A 20,148-nucleotide genomic window follows, 5' to 3' on the forward strand; every position below is an offset into this window, starting at 1 on the left:
CAACGCTGCATGCCGTCACGTGACGTGTTGTTCACACCACCGGGTCACACGCGGCGGCGCACGTCGATACGCTGGCCGGACGTCAACGGAGACGCACACACAGGAGGTTCCCCATGGAGCGGATCACCAGGGCCGACGACCGAGTCCACCGCCCGGCCGGACCGTGGACACCGACCGTCCACCGGCTGCTCGCACACCTGCACGAACAGGGGTTCGTCGCGGCACCGGAACCGATCGAGCACGGCGACACCCTCGAGACGGTGTCGTTCGTCCCCGGGGTCGCCGGGGAGTACCCGTGGACCGAGGACGTCGCGAGCGAAGCCGCCCTCGTCACGAGCGCACGACTGCTCCGGCACTTCCACGACGCCGCGACCACGTTCCCGCGTGACGGGGCACGCGACTGCTGGTCACAGGCCGAACGCACCCCCGTCGAGACGATCGTGCACGGCGACTTCGCCCCGTACAACTGCGTCTACGACGGCATCCAGGCCGTGGGGCTCATCGACTTCGACACCGCACACCCCGGCCCCCGGGTCTGGGACGTCGCGAGTGCCGTGTACCGGTTCGCCCCGTTCACCACCGGCGCCGTCGAGGGCATGACCGCCCCGGACCTCGACGACCGGCTCGCCCGCGCAGCCGAGTTCTGCCGCGCCTACGACCTCGACGACCGCTCCCGCAGCGTCCTCGCCGAGACGATGGCCGCGTCCCTCGTCGCGATGGTCACCACCATGGAGACCGAGGCCGCCGCCGGCAACCCGAAGTTCGTCAGCGACCTGGCGCACGGGCACGCCGACCTGTACCGGGCCGACGTCGCCTACATCGAACAGCACGCCGACGCCATCGCCGCCGCCGTCGCGTGACCCCGACCCCTGCGCAGCTCCGCACGCTGCGGCTCGCCGCGCAGGGGATCGCCCTCCCCGGCCTCAGCCCCACCGGTGCGGTCGAACGCATGGTCGCCGTGCAGGGGCAGGACCTCGGCCAGGTCCTCTGGGCCATCGGGGTCCGCACACCCGGAGCCACCCGTGACGACGTCCGCGCCGCCTTCGACCGCGGCGAGCTCGTCCGCTCCTGGCCGATGCGGGGCACCCTGCACGCCATGCGACCCGACGACCTCCGGCTCCTGCTCTCCCTGACCGCCGAACGGACCCTGCGCAGCATCGCCCGACGCGCCACCGAACTCGGCATCGACCAGCCCCTGCTCGACCGAGCACGGGACACCACCGTCGCCGCACTGTCCGGCGGCCGCGCCCTCGTCCGCGACGAACTCTTCGACGAGTACCGCGCCGCCGGCATCGACCCCACCGCCGGCCGCGGCTACCACCTGCTGCTGCAGCTCTCGCAAGAAGGACTCGTCGCCTGGGGGCCCACCGCCCGCGTCGGCCAGGGACTCGTGCTCCTCGACGAGTGGGCACCGGCGCTCGCCGAGGTCCCCGACCGCGACGAAGCACTCCGCCGGGTCCTGCTCGGGTACCTGCGCGGCCGGGGCCCCGCCACCGAGGCCGACGCCGCCAGCTGGACGAAGCTCCCGCTCGGCGACCTCCGCCGTGCCCGAGCCGCCGCCGGCGCCGCCGTCGAGGACCTCGGCGACGGACTCCTCGCGCTCGCCGACCGACCCACCACCGGCGGCACACCCACCGGCCACCTGCTGCCCGGGTTCGACGAGTACCTGCTCGGGTACGCCGACCGCTCCGCCCAGCTCGACCCCGCACACGCCGACCGGGTCGTCCCGGGGGCCAACGGGATGTTCCTGCCGATGGCCGTCGTCCGCGGGCGGGTCGTCGGCACCTGGAAGCGGACCGAGCGCGCCAGCGGGGTGGCCGTCACCGTCACACCCTTCGCGGCACTCGACGTCGCCTCGGTGCGCGCGCTCGAGGCGGCCGCCGCCCGGTACGCGCGGTTCCTCGACGCGCCAGTCGCGTTCGGGGTGGTGGAGGCGACCAGCCGCTGACCGCAGCCGGTGGGGTCGAGTCCATCCGTTCCTCCAGGCCGTCCCCAGCAACCACGCGGCGGACTCGTACCCTGCCTCGGGTAATGTCGCAGGGCCATGACCGACAGCCCGGCCGACGCCACCCCGTACGAAGTCCTCGGCGTCCCCGCGACCGCCGACGACGACGCGCTCCGCCGCGCCTACCGGCGCGCCGCCCGCGAATCCCACCCCGACCTCGGCGGCGACGCCCAGCACTTCCGCCGCGTCCAGCTCGCCTGGGAACGCATCGGCACGCCCGCAGCACGCCGCGCCTACGACGCCGGCTCTCGCGGCTCGTTCAGCAGCAGCGGCGCCGGCCCGTTCAGCACGTCCGGTGCGTCCGGTTCGTCGACCGGGAGGCCCGACACCGGTCGCGACGCCTACGCACCCCCTTCAGCCCGTCGCGACACCCGCCCCCGCGCCCGGTCCCACGGACACCCCGGCGGACGCTCCCGCGAGGTCTTCCTGCAGGCAGAACGCGAATGGGTCGGACTCGGCGACCCCATCGAGGACCCCTACGACCCCACCCTCATCCGTTCCGCGCCCCGGCACATCCGACGGCTCCTCGGCGAAGCGCTCGCCGAAGAGGCCACCGCCTCGATCGTCTCGGACATGGGCATCGGCGTCACCGTCTGGCACGACCTCGACGCCGGGGCCGAGGGCAAGCTCGACCACGCCGTCCTGACCCCGAGCGGGCTCTGGGCCGTCGAGTCGATCGACTGGGGAGCCCCCGTCCGGGTCGAGCACGGCGACATCGTCGGGGAGACCCTGGCGCCCGGCGAGCGTCCGGTGAAGGAACTCGTCCGCGCCGCCCGTGCCGTGCAGAAGCAGACCCGGGTGCGGTTCACCGGCCGGCTGCTCGTCGTGCCGGACTCCGCGGTCGAGGTCGACGTGCAGCTCGTCGGCTCCCCGAAGAAGCCGACTGCCCTGGTCGTCCGCCGCAGTGCGCTCGGGCAGGTGCTGAACGGCGTGTGGTCCCCGCCCGGATCGGTCGACGTGTTCGAGATCCGCGACCGACTGCAGCAGACCGTCCGCTTCGTCTAGTGACGGGCGTCAGTAGCCGCGGAGCTTCTCGAGGTCGCGGCGCTCCCGCTTGCTCGGACGCCCGGCACCGCGGTCGCGCATCGGCACGAACCCCGCCTCTTCCTTGGACAGCCGCGGCGGGGTCTTGTCCTCGAAGTGCTTCGCGGCCTCGGGGGCGCTCGTCCGCTTCAGGATGATGCCCGTGACGACGACGATCCGGTCGAAGCCGTTCTGCCGCACCCGGACCTCGTCGCCGGGGCCGATCGGCTGCGCGGGCTTCGCGCGCTCCCCGTTCACCCGGACGTGCCCGGCCTTGCACGCGGCGGTCGCAGCGGAGCGGGTCTTGGTGATCCGCACCGCCCAGATCCAGCTGTCCACGCGAGCCTTGGCCATCCCCTCACTCTAGGCGGCCCCTACGCTGGGCGGGTGAGCACCGGGGAACAGGCAGCGATCGCGCGGGCCCGTGCGCTCGGCGTGCTGCACGATGCCGTGATCGGGGACCGGCTCGTGGTCCGGGCGCACCACGGCGACGGCGCACAGGACGCCCTCGGGGACCTCGTCGCCCGCACCCCCGACACCGTGACGATCGCCACCCGCCGCGGCCCGGTCGACGTCCGGCTCGACGACGTCGTCGCCGCGAAGCCCGTCCCACCGCCCCCACCCCCGCGCGCGCCCCGCCGCTGACGCGCGCGAGTGGCGGCTCGGTGCGAGGTTGTCCGCCCGGTGCGAGGTTGTTGCGCGGCACGGAGTGGTCAACTTCGCACCACGCGCAGCGCACGCCACGCGCAGCGCCCCCGCCGCTGACGCGCGCGCACGGCGAGCCGCACCCCTCCGCAGCCCGCACCCGACGTAGCCTCGTGCCATGGCAGTCCCCGTCCCGCTCGGCACCGAGGACCGCACCGCCCGCCTCACCCTCCGCCGCCCCGACCAGTGGCGCCGCGAGGACTCTGCCCAGGCGGACCTGCGCGTCACCGGCGACGACATCGTCCTCACCGTCCGATCCCGACCCAGCGACCGCGCGATCGGCGACGAGAACACGGGGCTCCTCGCGAGACTGCCCGGTTCCGTCGAAGGGCTGCTGCTCGTCGGGTGCGACACCTGGACCGCCGCCGGGGCTCCCGCGCGCCTGGTCGAGTACGTCCGTCCCGACGAACACGGCGACGTCGCGGGTGCGCACCTGCTGTTCGTCACCGGGCGGCACCGCGTCGACCTGACGATCGAACGCCCCCTGGCACGACTGCTCGAGACCGACGAGCTCGTGTTCGCGGTCCTCGAGAGCGTCCGCGCCACCGAGCCGTCCCCGGTCCGCCCCGAGCGCGACCTCGAGCCGCTGCCCACCCCGGCGCCCGGCCCAGAGCTCGACGGCCCCCGCCTGAGCGCCGACGCGGTCGGCACGCTCAAGAGCCTCGCCGGACGCCGGTGGAACCCGACGCTCCTCCGCACCGCGGCGGGCCGCGAACTCATCGAAGCGGGCCTCGTCGGCCGACTCGGCACGCTGCCGGAGTCGACCCAGACCCTGCTCGAGCCGTGGCAGGGCGATGCCCAGCCGGTCACGCTGGAACAGCACCTGCCAGATGGTGGCGAGTCGCGCCTCCAGGCCTGGTCGCAGACCGTCGTGGACGGGACCGCCGAGGCGGGCGCGGTGGTCGCGTCCGTCACGCCGGACCGCGCGGTCGCGCTGACGGCCGGGAGGCTCGGCATCGGCCCGACGTGGACCTTCCCGTTCCGCACGGGGTCGCTCCCAGGGCATCTGCTCGGCCGCCGGCTGGCCGGCGGCTCCGACGCACCGGACCTGCCGGAGGCCCTCGTCGAGGCGGACCCGCGGCTCGCACGCTTCTGGGCGGCGCCGTGGACGGTGTCGTACCTGCGTCGACCGGGCAAGCCGAAGCCCGTGACGATCGTGCGTGCCGAGGGGATCGGCTTCGCCCGTGTGGGCAAGACGGAAGCCGGGGAGACCGTCTTCCAGACGGACTCCCCGGCGAACGTGTACCGGTCGGTGGTGCGGGCGCTGCTGCCTTCCGCTTAGGCGGCCGGGCCGGCGGTCAGGGTGACGGTGACGGTCTTGGCGGCGCCGGTGCTGTCGGTGTAGCCGACCACGACCTTGTCGCCGACGGAGTGCGACTGCACGGCCGCGGTGAGCTCGTCCGAGGTCGTGACCGTCTTGCCGCCGAGGCTCGTGATCGTGTCGCCCTCGGCCAGGCCGGCGCTCGCGGCACCGGAACCCTCGACCGTGCCGGCGACGGCGACGCCGCCCGTGGCGCTCGCGGTGCTGCTGACCTGGACCCCGAGGAACGCGGGCAGGCCGATGGTGATCGTGCTCGAGGACTCGCCGGCCAGGATCTTCTCGGCGATCGCCTTCGCGGTGGTGATCGGGATGGCGTAGCCGGTGACGTCCGCGGTGCCCGAGGACGCTGCGGTCGCCATGCCGACGACCTCGCCCTCGCTGTCGACGACGGGGCCGCCGGAGTCGCCGGAGACGATGTTCGCCGCGATCTCGATCAGACCGGACAGCGACTCGGTCCCGGTGCCGGACTCGCTCTGCACCTGGATGTCCTGGTCGGTGGCCGTGACGGTGCCCTCGGCGGCGACGAGGTTGCCCGTGCCCTCGGCGTTGCCGACGTCGGTGACGGTGTCACCGGTGCTCGGCTCGCCGTCGTCGTCGAGCGTGACGGTGGACAGGCCGGAGGCGTCCTCGAGCTTCAGGACGGCGACGTCGTTCGTGGCGTCGGTACCGACCACGTCCGCCTTGTACTCCTTGCCGGTGGTCTCGTCGGTGACGGTGATGCTCGTGGCGCCCTGGATGACGTGGTTGTTCGTCAGGACCGTGCCGTTCGAGCTGAGGATCATGCCGGTGCCGGCCGCCTGCGAGGACTCGTCGTAGTTCAGGACGGTGTTGATCGTCACGACGCCCTTCTTCTGGGCGGCGGTCGCTGCGGTGGCGGCGGACTCGGTGCTCGTGCCGGTGCTGCCGTCGGTGCCGTTGCCCGTGGTGCCGCTGCCGTCGGTGCCGCTGCCGGTTCCGCTGCCGTCTCCGGGGACGGTGAAGCCGTTCGTGCCGTCGCTGCTGCCCGTGCCGCTGCCGGTGTCGGGCAGCGTCGTGGTGCCCTGCGACTGGCTCGACGTCGTGGTCGTGCTCTGCGAGGACAGGCCGAGGGCCGTGCCGCCGGCGGCGCCGACGATCGCGAGGGCCGCGATGCCGGAGCCGATCATCAGCCCGAGGCGACGCGGGCGCTTCGTGCTCGCTCCCGGGTGGTTCGCCGTCGCCGCGGTGTGCGCCCAGGCGTGGTGGGTGCCGGTGAGCGCCGGGCTGCCGATCAGGTACGGGCCGCGGCCGTCGGGGGAGTAGGCGTAGGGGCCGGAGCCGTCCGGGCCGTACAGGTACGGCCCGGAGCCGTCGAAGGCGTAGGCCGGACGGAGGGTGGCGGGGTCGGCGTGGGGTGCCTCCCAGCTCATCCCGTACGCCTGCTGCTGCCGCTGCTGCTGCGTGCCGTCGGTCCGGGCGGTGCCCTGCTCGTCGTGCTCGCGGTCGGCGTCGGCGGCGGGGTTCGGGGTCTCGTTCATCGGTGCTCTCCGGTCGTCCCTCGACGACCCGGGCGGGTGTCGATGGAGACCAGTACAGGCGGCGATCCAATGACGAGCCTATGAACGGACCCAGCGACTGCTCCGGGCTTGCTCGGGGGACGCCGAGTGGCCTGCCGGTTCGGTCGCCCGGGTGTCCATTAGGGTTGCCTTACTTCCCATGCGCTCCTCCACGTCCGCGCCACCGGCGCCCGCCTCCGTCTCCCGTCTGGTCGGGGCGACCGTGCTGGCCGTCGTCGTCCTCGCCGTGGCGTGCGCGCTGTCGATCGCCTACGGATCCCGGCCGATCCCGCTCCACACCGTGCTCGACACCGTCCTGCACCCGGGGCGGAACGACGAGATCGGGCTGATCGTGCTCGGCAACCGTGTCCCGCGCACCGTCGTCGGGCTCCTCGCGGGTGCCGCCCTCGGTGTCGCCGGCGCGGTGATGCAGGGCGTGACCCGCAACCCGCTCGCCGACCCGAGCGTCCTCGGCATCAACTCCGGGGCGGCCCTCGCCGTGGTCGCCGGCATCGCGCTCTTCGGGGTGAGCGGCACGGCCGCCTACCTGCCGTTCGCCTTCCTCGGTGCTGCCCTGGCCGCACTGCTCGTCTACGGGATCGCCGCCGTCGCCCGGCGCGGACTGTCGCCGGTCGGCCTCGCGCTGTCCGGTGCCGTGGTCGCCGCCGCGCTGTCGTCGATCACGACGGCGGTGCTCGTCACGAACGCGAGCCTGCTCGACCAGCTGCGGTTCTGGCAGGTGGGTGCCCTCGCCGGCAAGGACCTCGGCACCGCCGGCATCATCACGGCGCCGGTGCTGATCGGTCTCGCGATCGCGTTCGGCCTGGGCCGCTCGCTCAACACGCTCGCCCTCGGCGACGAGCTCGCGGCGTCGCTCGGGCAACGCGTCGTGCTCGTCCGGGCCGTCGGCGGACTCGTGACCGTGCTGCTCGCCGGCTCGGCCGTGGCCGCAGCGGGGCCGATCGCCTTCGTCGGGCTCGCCGTCCCGCACGCCGTCCGTCGGCTGAGCGGCCCCGACCACCGGTGGACCATCCTGCTGTCCGCGATCGTCGCGCCGGCGCTGCTGCTGGTGGCCGACGTCATCGGTCGCGTCGTGGCGTACCCGGGGGAGCTGCAGGTCGGCATCGTCACGGCCCTCATCGGTGCGCCGGTGTTCATCGCGCTCGTGCGGTCGAGGGCGGTGCGGGGCCTGTGAGTGGTGTGCGCCGGTCGGTCGGTGTCCGGCATGAGCTCGTGGTCCTGGCGGTCGTCGTCGTCGTGCTCGTCGCGCTGGTGCTCATCGGACTCGGGGTCGGCTCGATCCCGCTCACCCCGGCGCAGGTGGTCGGCGCGCTGTTCGGTCAGGGCGACCGCATCTCGGACTTCGTCATCGGACAGCTGCGCGGCCCCCGGGTGCTCGGTGCGATCCTGGTCGGCGCCAGCCTGGGGGTCGCGGGCGCCATCGTGCAGAGCGTCGTCCGCAACCCGATCGCGAGCCCGGACGTCATCGGCATCACCTCGGGTGCCAGTGCTGCGGGTCTCACCGCGATCGTGCTGTTCGGGGCGTCCGGCGGCACCCTGTTCTCGGTCGTGCTCGTCGGCGCGGTCGTGGTGTCGATCGTGATCGCCGGACTGGCCTGGCGGCGAGGGATCACCGGCAACCGGGTCGTGCTCGTCGGGATCGGCGTCTCGGCGATCTGCCTGAGCATCACGGGGTGGATGCTCACCAGCGGCACCGTCACCCAGGCCGGCACCGCGCTGCTGTGGTTGTCCGGCAGTCTGAACGCCGTGGACCGGAACCTGGTCGGCGTGCTCGGTGTCGCGTTCGTCGTGCTGTTCCTGCTGGCCCTGCTGCAGTCGTCGCGCCTGACCGTCCTGACGCTCGGCGACGAGGTCTCGGCGGCCCTCGGACTCCGGCCGGACCGCGCGAAGGTGCTGCTGCTCCTCACCGCCGTGTGCCTGACCGCCGCTGCGGTCGCCACGGCGGGGCCGGTGTCGTTCGTCGCACTGATGGCGGCGCCGATCGCCCGTCGGCTCGTCGGCGGCGGCCGCGTCGCCCTCGGGCCGGCCGCCGCGGTGGGAGCGGCGATCACCCTCGGCAGCGACCTCATCGCCCAGTTCGCGATCCCCGGCAACGCCCTGCCCGTCGGCGTCGTGACGGGTGTCGTCGGCGCCCCGTACCTGCTCTGGTTGCTCGCGCGCGGTCGCTGAACCCGGACCGCGCGTTCGCGCACCGCGGACGATCCTCCACAGGCCCAGTTCGGGGCTGCCGCTGGAGCCCTCCTTTCCGATACGCTGGTGGGCCAAGAGGAGGAGGTCCACCGATGCCAGATCCAGTGGTCCCGCAGCCGGACGGTCAGAAGACCCCGGAGCAGCGGCTGGTCGACACCACGTTGACCTTCAGCATGGACATGGGCGCGGCGCTCACCGCCGAGTCCGGTGTCTCAGCGGAAGAGCGCGAGGCGGTCAACGCCCTGCCGTCCGGATCGGCGCTGCTCGTCGTGCGCCGCGGTCCGAACGTGGGTGCGCGGTTCCTCCTCGACTCCGACGTCACGACGGCCGGTCGACACCCCGACGCCGACATCTTCCTCGACGACGTCACGGTGTCGCGCAAGCACGCGCAGTTCCTGCGACACGGCACGGCGTTCACCGTCAAGGACAACGGTTCGCTCAACGGCACGTACTTCGACGGTGACCGCATCGACGAAGCACCGCTCACCGACGGGGCAGAGGTCCAGGTCGGCAAGTTCCGTCTGACGTTCTACGCGTCCCGGGTCGACCTGGCGCGCCTGGCGAACGCGTAGTGGCCGCACGGTCCGCTGCGGCCCGGGCGGGGTCAGCGGCACCGGACCTGCTCACGATCGGGCAGGTCCTCGCTCGCCTCAAGCCCGAGTTCGCGGACCTGTCGAGTTCCAAGCTGCGCTTCCTCGAAGAGCGCGAGCTCGTCACGCCGATCCGCACGGCCAGCGGGTACCGCAAGTTCTCGGCGGCCGACGTCGACCGCCTCCGGGTGATCCTCGGTCTGCAGCGCGACCACTACCTGCCGCTCAAGGTCATCAAGGACTACCTCGCCGACCTCGACGCCGGGCGCGAGCCCGTGCTGCCGGGCGGTGGGGACGCCCCACGTCCCTCGATCCTCGGGCGCGAGCGTCGGTACACCCGTGACGAAACGGCCCGAGCGGCCGGCGCGTCCCCGATGCTCCTGGCCGACGCGGTCTCCGCATCACTGCTGCCCGCCACCGAGACCTACGGCGAGGACAGCGTGTCCGTCCTCAAGGCACTCGTCGAGCTGCAGCGGACCGGCATCGAGCCGCGGCACCTGCGCACGCTCCGCAGCACCGCCGAGCGCGAGGTCGGACTCATCGAATCCGCGCTCATGCCCGTGTCCCGCCGGGGCGATGCGACGTCACGGGCGAAGGCCACGGAACTCGCACGCGAGATCGCCGTCCAGCTCGAGGTCATCCGCTCGAGCCTCATCCGCGCGGCGATCGGTCGTCTCGACGCATGATCCGTTCCGGTGCTCCGCGGGGGCTTGTGCGTCAGTGGGTGGGGCGTATCCTCGACACGCCGGACGCGCCGAGTCGGATTTCCCGCGCGGGAGCGGTCGGAGTCGCTACCGTTGACCTCGGAACAACTCTCAACCCGTCGTTGAACCTTCGGGTGGGAGCTCGATCGTCGTGGAAGGCAAGCGCATGAGTGGGAACGACACCCCAGGCACCGAGTCGGACACGACGCGGTACGACCTCGGGCTGCTCTTCACCGACGGCCTCCCCGAGCACGACGAGCAGAACGGCTACCGCGGCACCGTCGCCGCACGTGCAGCCGGCATCTCGTACCGACAGCTCGACTACTGGGCACGCACCGAACTCGTGCAGCCCACCATCCGCGGCGCTGCCGGCTCCGGGTCGCAGCGCCTGTACGGGTTCCGCGACATCCTCGTGCTCAAGCTCGTGAAGCGCCTGCTCGACACCGGCATCTCGCTGCAGCAGATCCGCACCGCCGTGAACCAGCTCCGCGAGTCGGGCGTGTCCGACCTCGCCCAGACCACGCTGATGTCCGACGGAGCCTCGGTCTACCTGTGCACCTCGGACGACGAGGTCATCGACCTGGTGTCCCGCGGTCAGGGTGTCTTCGGCATCGCGGTCGGCAAGGTCCTGCGCGAGGTCGAGACCTCCCTGGTCGAGCTCGACGCCTCTGCGGCGGCCGACCCGTCCGACGAGCTCGCCGCGCGCCGCGCTTCCCGCGCTTCCTGACCAGGTTCTCGCGGTTCTCGTCCCGCGGATCGTCCCGAGTGGTCACGCGCCGTCGTGTGCGCGTCGCCGAGTGGTCACGAACCGTCGTCCGCGCGGCCGTCGGCCGACAATTGGTGACCGCTCGGCGGACGTGAGCGGGATGTTGTGACCGCTGGGCGAGCCGGGGCCGGGCGTGTCTGCCGGGGCAGAGACGGGCCTCCTGGCAGTCGGCGCGTGGTCACGAACCGTCGTGTGCGCGTCGTCGAGTGGTCACGAACCGTCGTCCGCGCGGCGGTAGGCCGACAGTTGGTGACCGCTCGGCGGACGTGAGCAGCGCGTCGCGCCCGCGCGGCAGCGACTACGCGCCTACTGCACCCGAACCGTCGGCGTAGGGCCCGATCTTGCCGGTCCGCATGATGCGCTCGAGCAGCTGGTCGAAGTTCTTCGCCATCTCCTGCGCAGACTCTCCGGGCCACACGTGCAGCGGCTTCGCGGCACCCTGCGCCTGCTGCAGCGAGGTGCGCTCGGGCAGCTGCGGCGACAGGACGAGCGGCCCGAACATGTCGCGGAGTTCCTTGATGCGGAACTGGTGCTCGAGCGACTGGACACGGGCACGGTTCACGATGATGCCGAGCGGCTGCAGGCGGGGGGAGAGACCGCGGCGGATCTCCTCGATGGCACGGAGCGCGCGGTCGGCGGCGGCGACGGAGAACAGGCCGGGCTCGGTGACGACCGTGACGCGGTCGGACGCTGCCCACGCGGTACGCGTGAGGGCGTTCAGCGACGGCGCGCAGTCGATGAGCACGAGCTCGTAGTCCTGCTCGACGTTGGCCAGGGCCTCTTCGAGCTTCCAGATGTCGCGGATGGAGGGGTGCGGCCCGTCGAAGTTGATCGCCGAGGGCGACCCGACCATGACGTCGATCTTGCCCTGCGAGCCCTTCGTCCACCCGGAGGGGGCGATCGCTTGACGGACGATCTTCTCCTTCGGGTTCTCGAGGACGTCGGCCACGTTGAGGTGTCCGGCGATGTTGATGTCGAGGCCGGTGGAGACGTCGGACTGCGGGTCGAGATCCACCACCAGCGTGCGCAGTCCCTTGGCGAAGGCGGCCGAAGTCAGGCCGAGCGTCACCGTCGTCTTGCCGACACCGCCCTTGAGGGAGCTCACGCTGAGTACATGCACGATCAGCAACGTTACCGCCACTAGGGTTGTCTCACCTCAACCCGGGCTGAAAGGGACGTCGTGTTCAGCAAGATCCTCGTGGCGAACCGTGGTGAGATCGCCATCCGCGCATTCCGTGCCGCGTACGAACTGGGGGCGCGCACCGTCGCCGTCTACCCCTACGAAGACCGGAACTCCCTGCACCGCCTGAAGGCCGACGAGGCCTACCTGATCGGTGAGCGTGGCCACCCGGTCCGGGCGTACCTGGACGTCTCCGAGATCATCCGCGTGGCGCGCGAGTCGGGCGCCGACGCGATCTACCCGGGGTACGGCTTCCTGTCCGAGAACCCGGAGCTCGCCGCCGCGGCCGCCGCAGCCGGGATCACCTTCATCGGTCCGGGCGAACACGTGCTCGAGATGGCCGGCAACAAGGTGACCGCGAAGGAGCACGCGATCGCGGCCGGCGTCCCGGTCCTCGCGAGCACGCCGGCGAGTCGCGACATCGAGGAGCTCATCGCCGGCTCCGACGCCATCGGGTTCCCGGTGTTCGCCAAGGCCGTCGCCGGCGGTGGCGGCCGTGGCATGCGCCGGGTCGAGACCAAGCCCGAACTCCGTGCAGCGCTCGAAGCAGCGATGCGCGAGGCCGACAGTGCGTTCGGCGACCCGACCATGTTCCTCGAGCAGGCGGTGATCCGGCCGCGGCACATCGAGGTGCAGATCCTCGCCGACGCGACGGGTACCGAAGCGGGGACGATCCACCTGTTCGAGCGGGACTGCTCCGTGCAGCGCCGCAACCAGAAGGTCGTCGAGATCGCCCCGGCGCCGAACCTCGACCCCGCCATCGCCCGGGCGCTGCACCGCGACGCGGTCGCCTTCGCCCGCTCGATCGGCTACGTGAACGCCGGCACCGTCGAGTTCCTGCTCGACACCGAGGGCGAGCGCGAGGGTCAGCACGTCTTCATCGAGATGAACCCGCGCATCCAGGTCGAGCACACCGTCACCGAAGAGGTCACCGACGTCGACCTGGTGCAGTCGCAGATGCGGATCGCCTCGGGCGAGTCGCTCGCCGACCTCGGCCTGTCGCAGGACACCGTCTCCGTGCACGGGGCCGCGCTGCAGACCCGCATCACGACCGAGGACCCCACGCAGGGCTTCCGGCCGGACACCGGCCGCATCACCACGTACCGCAGCCCCGGTGGCGCTGGCGTGCGCCTGGACGGCGGTACGGTCGCCACCGGTGCGCAGATCAGCCCGCACTTCGACTCGATGCTCGCCAAGATGACGTGCCGCGGACGCGACTTCCCGACGGCCGTCGCCCGTGCGAAGCGGGCCCTCGCCGAGTTCCGCATCCGCGGCGTCAGCACGAACATCCCGTTCCTGCAGGCCGTGCTCGAGGACCCGGACTTCGCCCGCGGCGACGTCTCGACGAAGTTCATCGAGGAGCGTCCGCAGCTGTTCAGCGGCCACGTGTCGAAGGACCGCGGCACCAAGGTCCTGAACTGGCTGGCCGACGTCACGGTGAACAAGCCGAACGGTGACCGGTCGCCGCTGGTCACCGACCCGAGCGCCAAGCTCCCCGCCCTCGACCTCAGCGCCCCGGTGCCCGAGGGTCAGCGCGACGTGCTGCTGGCGCAGGGTCCGGCCGAGTGGGCGAAGGCACTCCGCGCCCAGACCCGGCTCGCCGTGACGGAGACGACGATGCGCGACGCGCACCAGTCGCTGCTCGCCACCCGTGTCCGCACGAAGGACCTCGTCGCCGTCGCACCGTACGTCGCGCGGCTCACGCCGCAGCTGCTGAGCGTCGAGGCCTGGGGCGGAGCGACGTACGACGTCGCCCTCCGGTTCCTCGGCGAGGACCCGTGGGAGCGCCTGGCCTCGCTGCGCGAGGCGATGCCGAACATCCCGATCCAGATGCTGTTACGCGGCCGCAACACGGTCGGGTACACCCCGTACCCGACCGAGGTGACGGACGCGTTCGTCGCCGAGGCCGCCGCCACGGGCGTCGACGTCTTCCGCGTGTTTGACGCGCTCAACGACGTCAGCCAGTTGCGACCGGCCCTGGAGGCAGTGCTCGCGACCGGCACGGCCGTCGCCGAAGCGGCGCTCTGCTACACCGCCGACCTCCTCGATCCTGCCGAGGACCTGTACACGTTGGACTACTACCTCCGCCTTGCGGAGCAGATGGTCGAGGCCGGCGCGCACGTCATCGGCATCAAGGACATGGCCGGCCTGCTCCGCGCCGGCGCCGCCGAGAAGCTCGTCGGCGCGCTGCGCGAGCGCTTCGACCAGCCCGTGCACGTGCACACGCACGACACCGCCGGTGGGCAGCTCGCGACGCTCCTCGCCGCCGCGCGTGCCGGTGCGGACGCGGTGGACGTCGCCTCGGCGCCGATGGCCGGCACGACGAGCCAGCCGAGCATGTCCGCGCTGGTCGCCGCCCTGGCCCACACGGAGCGCGACACCGGACTGTCCCTCGACGCGGTCGGCGACCTCGAGCCCTACTGGGAGGCGGTCCGTCGGGCCTACGCCCCGTTCGAGTCCGGGCTGCCCGGTCCGACGGGTCGGGTCTACAAGCACGAGATCCCCGGTGGTCAGCTGTCGAACCTCCGCCAGCAGGCGATCGCGCTCGGCCTGGGCGACCGGTTCGAGCAGGTCGAGGACTGGTACGCCGAGGCGAACCGGATCCTCGGACGCCCGACGAAGGTCACGCCGTCGTCGAAGGTGGTCGGTGACCTCGCGCTGCAGCTCGCCGCGGTGAACGCCGACCCGGCCGACTTCGAGCAGAACCCGGACAAGTACGACATCCCGGACTCCGTCGTCGGGTTCATGGCCGGCGAGCTCGGTGACCTGCCGGGTGGCTGGCCGGAGCCGTTCCGGACGAAGGTCCTGGCGGGGCGCGACGTCCGCCTCGAGATCACCCCGGTGCCGGACGCCGAGCGCGCGCACCTCGACGCCGCGGGGCCCGAGCGCCAGCAGGCGTTGAACCGGTTGCTGTTCCCGCAGCCCACGGCCCAGTTCGAGCGGGTGCGCGAGCAGTACGGCGACCTGTCCGTGGTACCGACCGTCGACTACCTGTACGGGCTGCGCCCCGGGCAGGAGCACGTCGTGCCGCTCGGCAAGGGCGTCAACCTGTTCGTCGGGCTCGAGGCGATCGGCGAGGTCGACGACAAGGGCATCCGCACGGTCATGGCCACGATGAACGGGCAGCTCCGCCCGGTCTCGGTTCGCGACCGGTCGATCGAGGTCGAGACGAAGGTCGCCGAGCAGGCCGACAAGTCCGACCCGAAGCACGTCGCTGCGCCGTTCTCCGGTGTGGTGACGCTCAAGGTCGCCGTCGGTGACGTCGTCGAGGCCGGAGCGGCCGTGGCGAGCATCGAGGCGATGAAGATGGAAGCGGCCATCACGGCGCCCGTGGCGGGCACCGTCGGCCGTCTCGCGATCCCGGCGACCCAGCAGGTGGACGCCGGCGACCTCCTGGTGGTGCTGCAGTAAATTGACCGTCCGTCCCATCCGCCTGTTCGGCGACCCCGTCCTCCGTTCGCCTGCGGACCCGATCGCTCCGGCGGCACTCGGGTCGAGCGGGGTCCGCGACCTCGTGCAGGACCTGATCGACACCGTCAAGGAGCCCGGCCGCGCCGGTGTGGCCGCGCCGCAGATCGGTGTCGGACTCCGCGCGTTCTCGTACAACGTCGACGGCGAGGTCGGCTACGTCCTGAACCCCGAGGTCGTCGAGGTCTCGGGGGAGCCCGAGCTCATGGAGGAAGGGTGCCTGTCCGTCCCGGGGCTCGGCTACCCGACCCGACGGCACCCGTACGCCAAGGTCCGTGGCGTCGACGTCGACGGCGCCGAGGTGGTGCTCGAGGGCACCGGGCTGATGGCCGAGGCGCTGCAGCACGAGGTCGACCACCTGGACGGCACCGTCTACGTGATGACGCTCGAACCAGAGGTCCGACGGCAGGCGCTGCGGGACATCCGGGCGCAGGAGTGGTTCCACTGATCCGCAGGTCATGAGCACCTGCTCATGACACCCCCACGGGGGATTGTCGCTTTGTCCTGACGAAGAGGTACCGTATCCGCGTCGGCCTCCCACCGACGACCATCCCATCCCCCCAGGACTCCCGCATGACCAGTCAGACTGACGAGCTCAGCTCGCACCGCACCCGCACCAACCGTCGTCCGGCCGACACCACGGTCGCCACCGGTTCGACCGCCGTCCTCGACGCCCCCGCGACGGAGCAGTCGCCGGAGGCCTGAGCCCCGCGCGCACCTGCACGCCGCGCGCACGCACCCCGCGCGCACCTGGCGGAATCGGGCGTACCTGGTCGGAAGAAACGACCCGGTACGCCCGAAACGCCCCGGTACGCCGAGACGGCGGAGCGCTACCCGCGGCGCGCGCGACGCTCCTCGATGACGGGCGTCGCGGTCGTCTGCACCTTCGACCCCGAGTAGATGTGGTCGATGTCGGCCGCGAAGTCGTGCAGGATGACCGACCGCTTGATCGTCAGCTTCGGCGTCAGGTGTCCGGAGCCCTCCGTCAGCTCGGTGTCCAGGATCGTGAACGACCGGACCGACTCGGCTCGTGAGACCCGGCCGTTCGCGGTGTCGATCGCCTCTTGCACGGCGGTGAGCACGCGTTCGTCGTACGCGGCCTCGTGCGCGGAGAGCGCCGGGGTGATCCCGCGGCTCTCGCACCACCCCGGGAGCATCTCGCGGTCGAGCGTGACGAGGGCGGCGATGAAGGGTTTGCCCTCGCCGACGACCACGACCTGCCCGATGAGCGGGTGTTCGCGGACGCCGTCCTCGAGCGGTGCCGGTGCGACGTTCTTGCCGCTCGCGGTGACGATGAGTTCCTTGGCGCGTCCGGTCACCGTCAGGATGCCGTCGTCGTCGAGCCGCCCGAGGTCGCCCGTCCGGAACCAGCCGTCGTCGGTGAACGCCCGCTCGGTGGCCTCGTCGTTCCGCCAGTAGCGGTCGAACACGTCGACGCCGCGGATCAGGATCTCCTGGTCGTCGGCGATCCGGATCTCGACCCCGGGGAGTGCCGGGCCGACCGTCCCGATGCGCAGGTCCGCCGCACGGTTCACGGTGGCGGGCGCAGTCGTCTCGGTGAGCCCGTAGCCCTCGAGGATGAGCACTCCGATCGACCGGAAGAAGTGCGACAGCCGCGGCGAGAGCGGCGCCGAACCACTGACCGCGTACTCGGTGCGGCCACCGAGGGCGTTCCGGAGCTTCGCGTAGACGAGCTTGTCGAACAGCTTGAACTTCAGGCCGAGCAGGAGCGGGACCCGACCGGCGGCCAAGGCCTCGGAGTGGGCGACCGCGGTGTCCGCAGCGGCCCGGAAGATCTTCCCCTTGCCGCCGAGGTCGGCCTTCTGCTCGGAGGCGTTGTAGATCTTCTCGAACACCCGGGGGACCGCCAGCAGGAAGGACGGCTTGAACGACGACACGGCCTGCATGAGGTCCTTCGTGTCCGGCTCGTGGCCGACCAGTACCCCGGCGGACACGGACATCGCCGCGATGAAGCGGGCGAACACGTGGGCCATCGGGATGAAGAGCAGGGTCGAGGCGCCGTCCGCGACGACCTCGGGCATCGCGACACTGGCGTTCTCGACCGTCGCGGTGAAGTTGTCGTGCCGCAGGACGCACCCCTTCGGGCGTCCGGTCGAACCGGAGGTGTAGATGATCGTCGCGTCGTCGTGGCCGTGCACCGACGCCGTCCGCGCGTCGAGTTCGTCGTCCGTGACGTCCTCGCCGAGCCGGGTCAGGTCGTCGAGCCCGCCGCCGTCGATCGTCCAGTGCTGCCCGAGGTGCGGCAGGTCCGGGGCGATCGAGGCGACCCGACGCGCGTGCTCCTCCTGCTCGACGACGATCGCGACGGCCTCGGAGTCGGAGAGGATCCACCGGACCTGGTCGGGAGAACTCGTCTCGTAGACGGGGACGGAGACCAGTCCTGCCGTCCACACCGCGAAGTCGACGAGGGTCCACTCCAGGCGGGTGCGGGACAGGATCGCGACGTGGGCGCCGGGCTCGAGGCCGGCGGCGACGAAGCCCTTCGCGATGCCGCGGACCCGTGCGAGCACCTCGCCGGCGGTGATCGTCGTCCACGTGTCGCCGTGGCGCTGGGCCAGGATCGGACGCGACGGCGTCAGCCGGGCGCGGTCGCCGAGCAGCCGCGCTGCGGAGCCGTGGTCAGGAGCGACGGGGCCGCTCGTCCGACGCGAGGCGTGCCTCCCGGTCGGGACCTGACTGGCGCGTTCGGGTCGCTGATCGTTCACGGTGACTCCCTTGTCTGCCGGTTCGATTCGAGGGCGCCTCATCCTGCGAGGCGACGCAGCCAGCATAGGACGCGTCACCGGGCGTTCCGTGTGTTCGCGGTGAACCGGTAGGCTCTTGGACCGTGCACGCCATCGGAATCGACATCGGGGGCACCAAGATCGCGGGAGCGGTCGTGACGGAACTCGGCGAGATCATCGCCGAGGACCGCGTGGCCACCAACGCTGCGGACCCGAACGCCATGCTCGACGACGTCGTCTCGATGGTCGAGCGACTCAGCTCAGGACACGAGGTCGGCGCGGTCGGCGTCGCGGCCCCGGGCTTCATCGACGCCTCGCAGTCGATCGTCTACTACACGCCGAACATCCGGTGGCGGAACGAGCCCCTGCGCCAGAAGCTGCAGCAGCGCCTCGGCGACCTGCACATCACGGTCGACAACGACGCCAACGCCGCCGGGTGGGCCGAGTTCCGCTTCGGCGCCGGCCGGCTCGTCTCCGACATGACGATGCTCACCATCGGCACCGGTGTGGGCGGCGCCATCGTGACCGAGGATCGCCTGTTCCGCGGTGGGTTCGGAACCGGCGGCGAGATCGGCCACCTGCGCATCGTGCCGAACGGCCTGCCGTGCGGCTGCGGCGCGCGTGGCTGCATCGAGCAGTACGGTTCCGGCCGTGCCCTGCAGCGGATGGCGAACGACGTCGCCGACGCCGGCGGCATCGGCTCCGCGCTGGCCGACGCGCGCGAAGCCAACGGCGGCGAGCTCGACGGACACATCGTGGGCGACCTGATCCTGGCCGACGACCCGGGTGCCCTCGCGGCGCTCCGTCGCCTCGGCCGTCACCTCGGTGAGGCCTGCGCCTCGCTGTCCGCGGTGCTCGACCCACAGCTGTTCGTGTTCGGCGGCGGGGTCGCCAGCGCGGGGGACCGGCTGCTCGACCCGATCAAGCAGGCGTACCTCAACAACCTGCCGGCGCGTGGCTACCACCCCGAGCCGGACTTCGTGATCGCCGAGCTGGTGAACGACGCCGGAGTCGTCGGCGCCGCCGACCTGGCCCGCATCCACGCCCGCACGGCGTAACCGCGTACCGGCCCGCACGGCGTAGGGTCGCTCAGGCCCACCCCACCACCTGGAGTCGTCGATGACCTACTGGCTGCTGAAGAACTTCCTGCTCGGCCCGCTCATCCTCACCCTGTTCCGCCCGTGGGTGGTCGGCCGTGAGAACGTCCCCGCCAAGGGCCCGGTCATCTTCGCGTCCAACCACATTTCGTTCATCGACTCGGTGATCCTGCCGGCCGTGCTCGATCGGCGGCTGTCCTTCCTGGCGAAGAGCGACTACTTCACCGGGCGGGGGCTCAAGGGCTGGGCGACGAAGACGTTCTTCAACGCCATCGGCCAGCTGCCGATCGACCGCTCCGGCGGCAAGGCGTCCGAGGCCTCGCTCCGCACCGGCCTGCAGGTCCTGGCGCGCGGCGAGCAGCTCGGCATCTACCCGGAGGGAACCCGCAGCCCCGACGGCAAGCTCTACCGCGGTCGCACCGGCATCGCGCGGATGATCCTCGAGGGCCGGGTGCTCGTCGTCCCCGTCGCCATGGTCGGCACGCGTGAGGTGCAGCAGATCGGGCAGCGCTTCCCGAAGATCAAGCGCGTCGGCGTGGTGTTCGGCAAGCCGCTCGACTTCTCGCGCTTCCAGGGATTCGAGACCGACCGGTTCATCCTGCGCAGCGTCACCGACGAGGTCATGCACGAGCTCGCGGGGCTGAGCCGTCAGGAGTACGTCGACGTCTACGCGACGAGCGTCAAGGAACGCGCGAGCTCCGCACGCGAGGCAGTCATGCGGGAACGGAAGTCGTCGCCCGCACGTTAGGCTCTGATGGTCCCGGCACTCCGCCAGGACGCCCGTTCTGCCGCCTTCCGGCGGGCCAGGCGGGCCGCCCGC

Annotated in this window: 19 protein-coding genes; 15 read left to right on the forward strand and 4 right to left on the reverse strand. The window is 71.9% G+C overall.

The features are described 5' to 3' along the window. The first annotated feature begins 113 nt into the window (after nucleotides 1–113). From EDF51_RS00485 to EDF51_RS00495, 3 genes are all read left to right on the forward strand, one after another. Nucleotides 114–860 (forward strand): aminoglycoside phosphotransferase family protein, encoded by a 747-nt coding sequence (locus tag EDF51_RS00485; RefSeq protein ID WP_123292443.1) that lies wholly within the window; start codon nucleotides 114–116, stop codon nucleotides 858–860. After that, nucleotides 857–1,948 carry a winged helix DNA-binding domain-containing protein gene (locus tag EDF51_RS00490; RefSeq protein WP_131879015.1) on the forward strand — a complete coding sequence of 364 codons (1,092 nt, stop codon included), beginning with the start codon at nucleotides 857–859 and terminating at the stop codon, nucleotides 1,946–1,948. The genes EDF51_RS00485 and EDF51_RS00490 overlap by 4 nt, the downstream gene beginning before the upstream one ends. A 96-nt stretch (nucleotides 1,949–2,044) precedes the next feature. Beyond that, nucleotides 2,045–3,010, forward strand: a complete 966-nt coding sequence (locus EDF51_RS00495; RefSeq protein ID WP_123939180.1) for a DnaJ domain-containing protein — start codon at nucleotides 2,045–2,047, stop codon at nucleotides 3,008–3,010. 9 nt (nucleotides 3,011–3,019) lie between these two features. On the opposite strand, the gene EDF51_RS00500 is transcribed toward EDF51_RS00495, so the two are convergent. Continuing rightward, entirely contained in the window at nucleotides 3,020–3,382 is a 363-nt protein-coding gene (locus tag EDF51_RS00500) for an RNA-binding S4 domain-containing protein (RefSeq protein WP_123292446.1), read from the reverse strand. 33 nt (nucleotides 3,383–3,415) lie between these two features. Between EDF51_RS00500 and EDF51_RS00505 the strand changes: the two genes are divergently transcribed. Next, on the forward strand, nucleotides 3,416–3,673 hold the full coding sequence (locus tag EDF51_RS00505) for a hypothetical protein (protein ID WP_181437685.1): 258 nt from the start codon (nucleotides 3,416–3,418) through the stop codon (nucleotides 3,671–3,673). 178 nt (nucleotides 3,674–3,851) lie between these two features. After that, nucleotides 3,852–5,015, forward strand: a complete 1,164-nt coding sequence (locus tag EDF51_RS00510) for a hypothetical protein (RefSeq protein ID WP_123939179.1) — start codon at nucleotides 3,852–3,854, stop codon at nucleotides 5,013–5,015. On the opposite strand, the gene EDF51_RS00515 is transcribed toward EDF51_RS00510, so the two are convergent. After that, the gene (locus EDF51_RS00515) at nucleotides 5,012–6,550 is read right to left on the reverse strand and encodes a trypsin-like peptidase domain-containing protein (protein ID WP_243837049.1); all 1,539 of its coding nucleotides are present in this window, start codon (nucleotides 6,548–6,550) and stop codon (nucleotides 5,012–5,014) included. The two genes, EDF51_RS00510 and EDF51_RS00515, sit on opposite strands and share 4 nt — an antisense overlap. A 178-nt stretch (nucleotides 6,551–6,728) precedes the next feature. Between EDF51_RS00515 and EDF51_RS00520 the strand changes: the two genes are divergently transcribed. The 5 genes from EDF51_RS00520 (at nucleotide 6,729) to EDF51_RS00540 (ending at nucleotide 10,800) form a co-directional block, all read left to right on the forward strand. Next, nucleotides 6,729–7,763 (forward strand): iron chelate uptake ABC transporter family permease subunit, encoded by a 1,035-nt coding sequence (locus tag EDF51_RS00520; RefSeq protein ID WP_123939178.1) that lies wholly within the window; start codon nucleotides 6,729–6,731, stop codon nucleotides 7,761–7,763. Further along, nucleotides 7,760–8,758 (forward strand): iron chelate uptake ABC transporter family permease subunit, encoded by a 999-nt coding sequence (locus EDF51_RS00525; protein ID WP_134193482.1) that lies wholly within the window; start codon nucleotides 7,760–7,762, stop codon nucleotides 8,756–8,758. Before EDF51_RS00520 ends, EDF51_RS00525 begins: the two co-directional genes overlap by 4 nt. A 113-nt stretch (nucleotides 8,759–8,871) precedes the next feature. Next, nucleotides 8,872–9,351 carry an FHA domain-containing protein gene (locus EDF51_RS00530; protein WP_123292449.1) on the forward strand — a complete coding sequence of 160 codons (480 nt, stop codon included), beginning with the start codon at nucleotides 8,872–8,874 and terminating at the stop codon, nucleotides 9,349–9,351. After that, nucleotides 9,351–10,055 (forward strand): MerR family transcriptional regulator, encoded by a 705-nt coding sequence (locus tag EDF51_RS00535; protein ID WP_123312968.1) that lies wholly within the window; start codon nucleotides 9,351–9,353, stop codon nucleotides 10,053–10,055. Before EDF51_RS00530 ends, EDF51_RS00535 begins: the two co-directional genes overlap by 1 nt. 184 nt (nucleotides 10,056–10,239) lie before the next feature. Further along, nucleotides 10,240–10,800 (forward strand): MerR family transcriptional regulator, encoded by a 561-nt coding sequence (locus EDF51_RS00540; protein ID WP_111085817.1) that lies wholly within the window; start codon nucleotides 10,240–10,242, stop codon nucleotides 10,798–10,800. 337 nt (nucleotides 10,801–11,137) lie between these two features. Here EDF51_RS00540 and EDF51_RS00545 read toward each other — a convergent pair whose 3' ends face one another. Further along, a complete protein-coding gene (locus tag EDF51_RS00545; protein WP_131846268.1) occupies nucleotides 11,138–11,959 on the reverse strand; it encodes a ParA family protein in 822 nt (273 codons plus the stop codon). A 60-nt stretch (nucleotides 11,960–12,019) separates the two neighbouring features. Between EDF51_RS00545 and EDF51_RS00550 the strand changes: the two genes are divergently transcribed. The 3 genes from EDF51_RS00550 (at nucleotide 12,020) to EDF51_RS20390 (ending at nucleotide 16,192) form a co-directional block, all read left to right on the forward strand. After that, the gene (locus tag EDF51_RS00550) at nucleotides 12,020–15,430 is read left to right on the forward strand and encodes a pyruvate carboxylase (RefSeq protein ID WP_134193484.1); all 3,411 of its coding nucleotides are present in this window, start codon (nucleotides 12,020–12,022) and stop codon (nucleotides 15,428–15,430) included. Nucleotide 15,431: 1 nt separating this feature from the next. Continuing rightward, nucleotides 15,432–15,935 carry a peptide deformylase gene (locus EDF51_RS00555; RefSeq protein WP_123292453.1) on the forward strand — a complete coding sequence of 168 codons (504 nt, stop codon included), beginning with the start codon at nucleotides 15,432–15,434 and terminating at the stop codon, nucleotides 15,933–15,935. 125 nt (nucleotides 15,936–16,060) lie between these two features. After that, nucleotides 16,061–16,192, forward strand: coding sequence for a hypothetical protein (locus tag EDF51_RS20390; RefSeq protein ID WP_260095359.1), 132 nt, complete (start codon nucleotides 16,061–16,063; stop codon nucleotides 16,190–16,192). Nucleotides 16,193–16,317: 125 nt separating this feature from the next. On the opposite strand, the gene EDF51_RS00560 is transcribed toward EDF51_RS20390, so the two are convergent. Next, nucleotides 16,318–18,108, reverse strand: coding sequence for a long-chain fatty acid--CoA ligase (locus tag EDF51_RS00560; RefSeq protein ID WP_134193982.1), 1,791 nt, complete (start codon nucleotides 18,106–18,108; stop codon nucleotides 16,318–16,320). 227 nt (nucleotides 18,109–18,335) lie between these two features. Between EDF51_RS00560 and EDF51_RS00565 the strand changes: the two genes are divergently transcribed. Further along, nucleotides 18,336–19,289 carry an ROK family glucokinase gene (locus tag EDF51_RS00565; protein ID WP_111085799.1) on the forward strand — a complete coding sequence of 318 codons (954 nt, stop codon included), beginning with the start codon at nucleotides 18,336–18,338 and terminating at the stop codon, nucleotides 19,287–19,289. A gap of 61 nt (nucleotides 19,290–19,350) precedes the next feature. Beyond that, nucleotides 19,351–20,076, forward strand: coding sequence for a lysophospholipid acyltransferase family protein (locus EDF51_RS00570; protein ID WP_123292455.1), 726 nt, complete (start codon nucleotides 19,351–19,353; stop codon nucleotides 20,074–20,076). The last annotated feature ends 72 nt before the right edge of the window (nucleotides 20,077–20,148 follow it).

Source organism: Curtobacterium sp. PhB25 (assembly GCF_004365375.1).
Taxonomy (GTDB): Bacteria; Actinomycetota; Actinomycetes; order Actinomycetales; family Microbacteriaceae; genus Curtobacterium.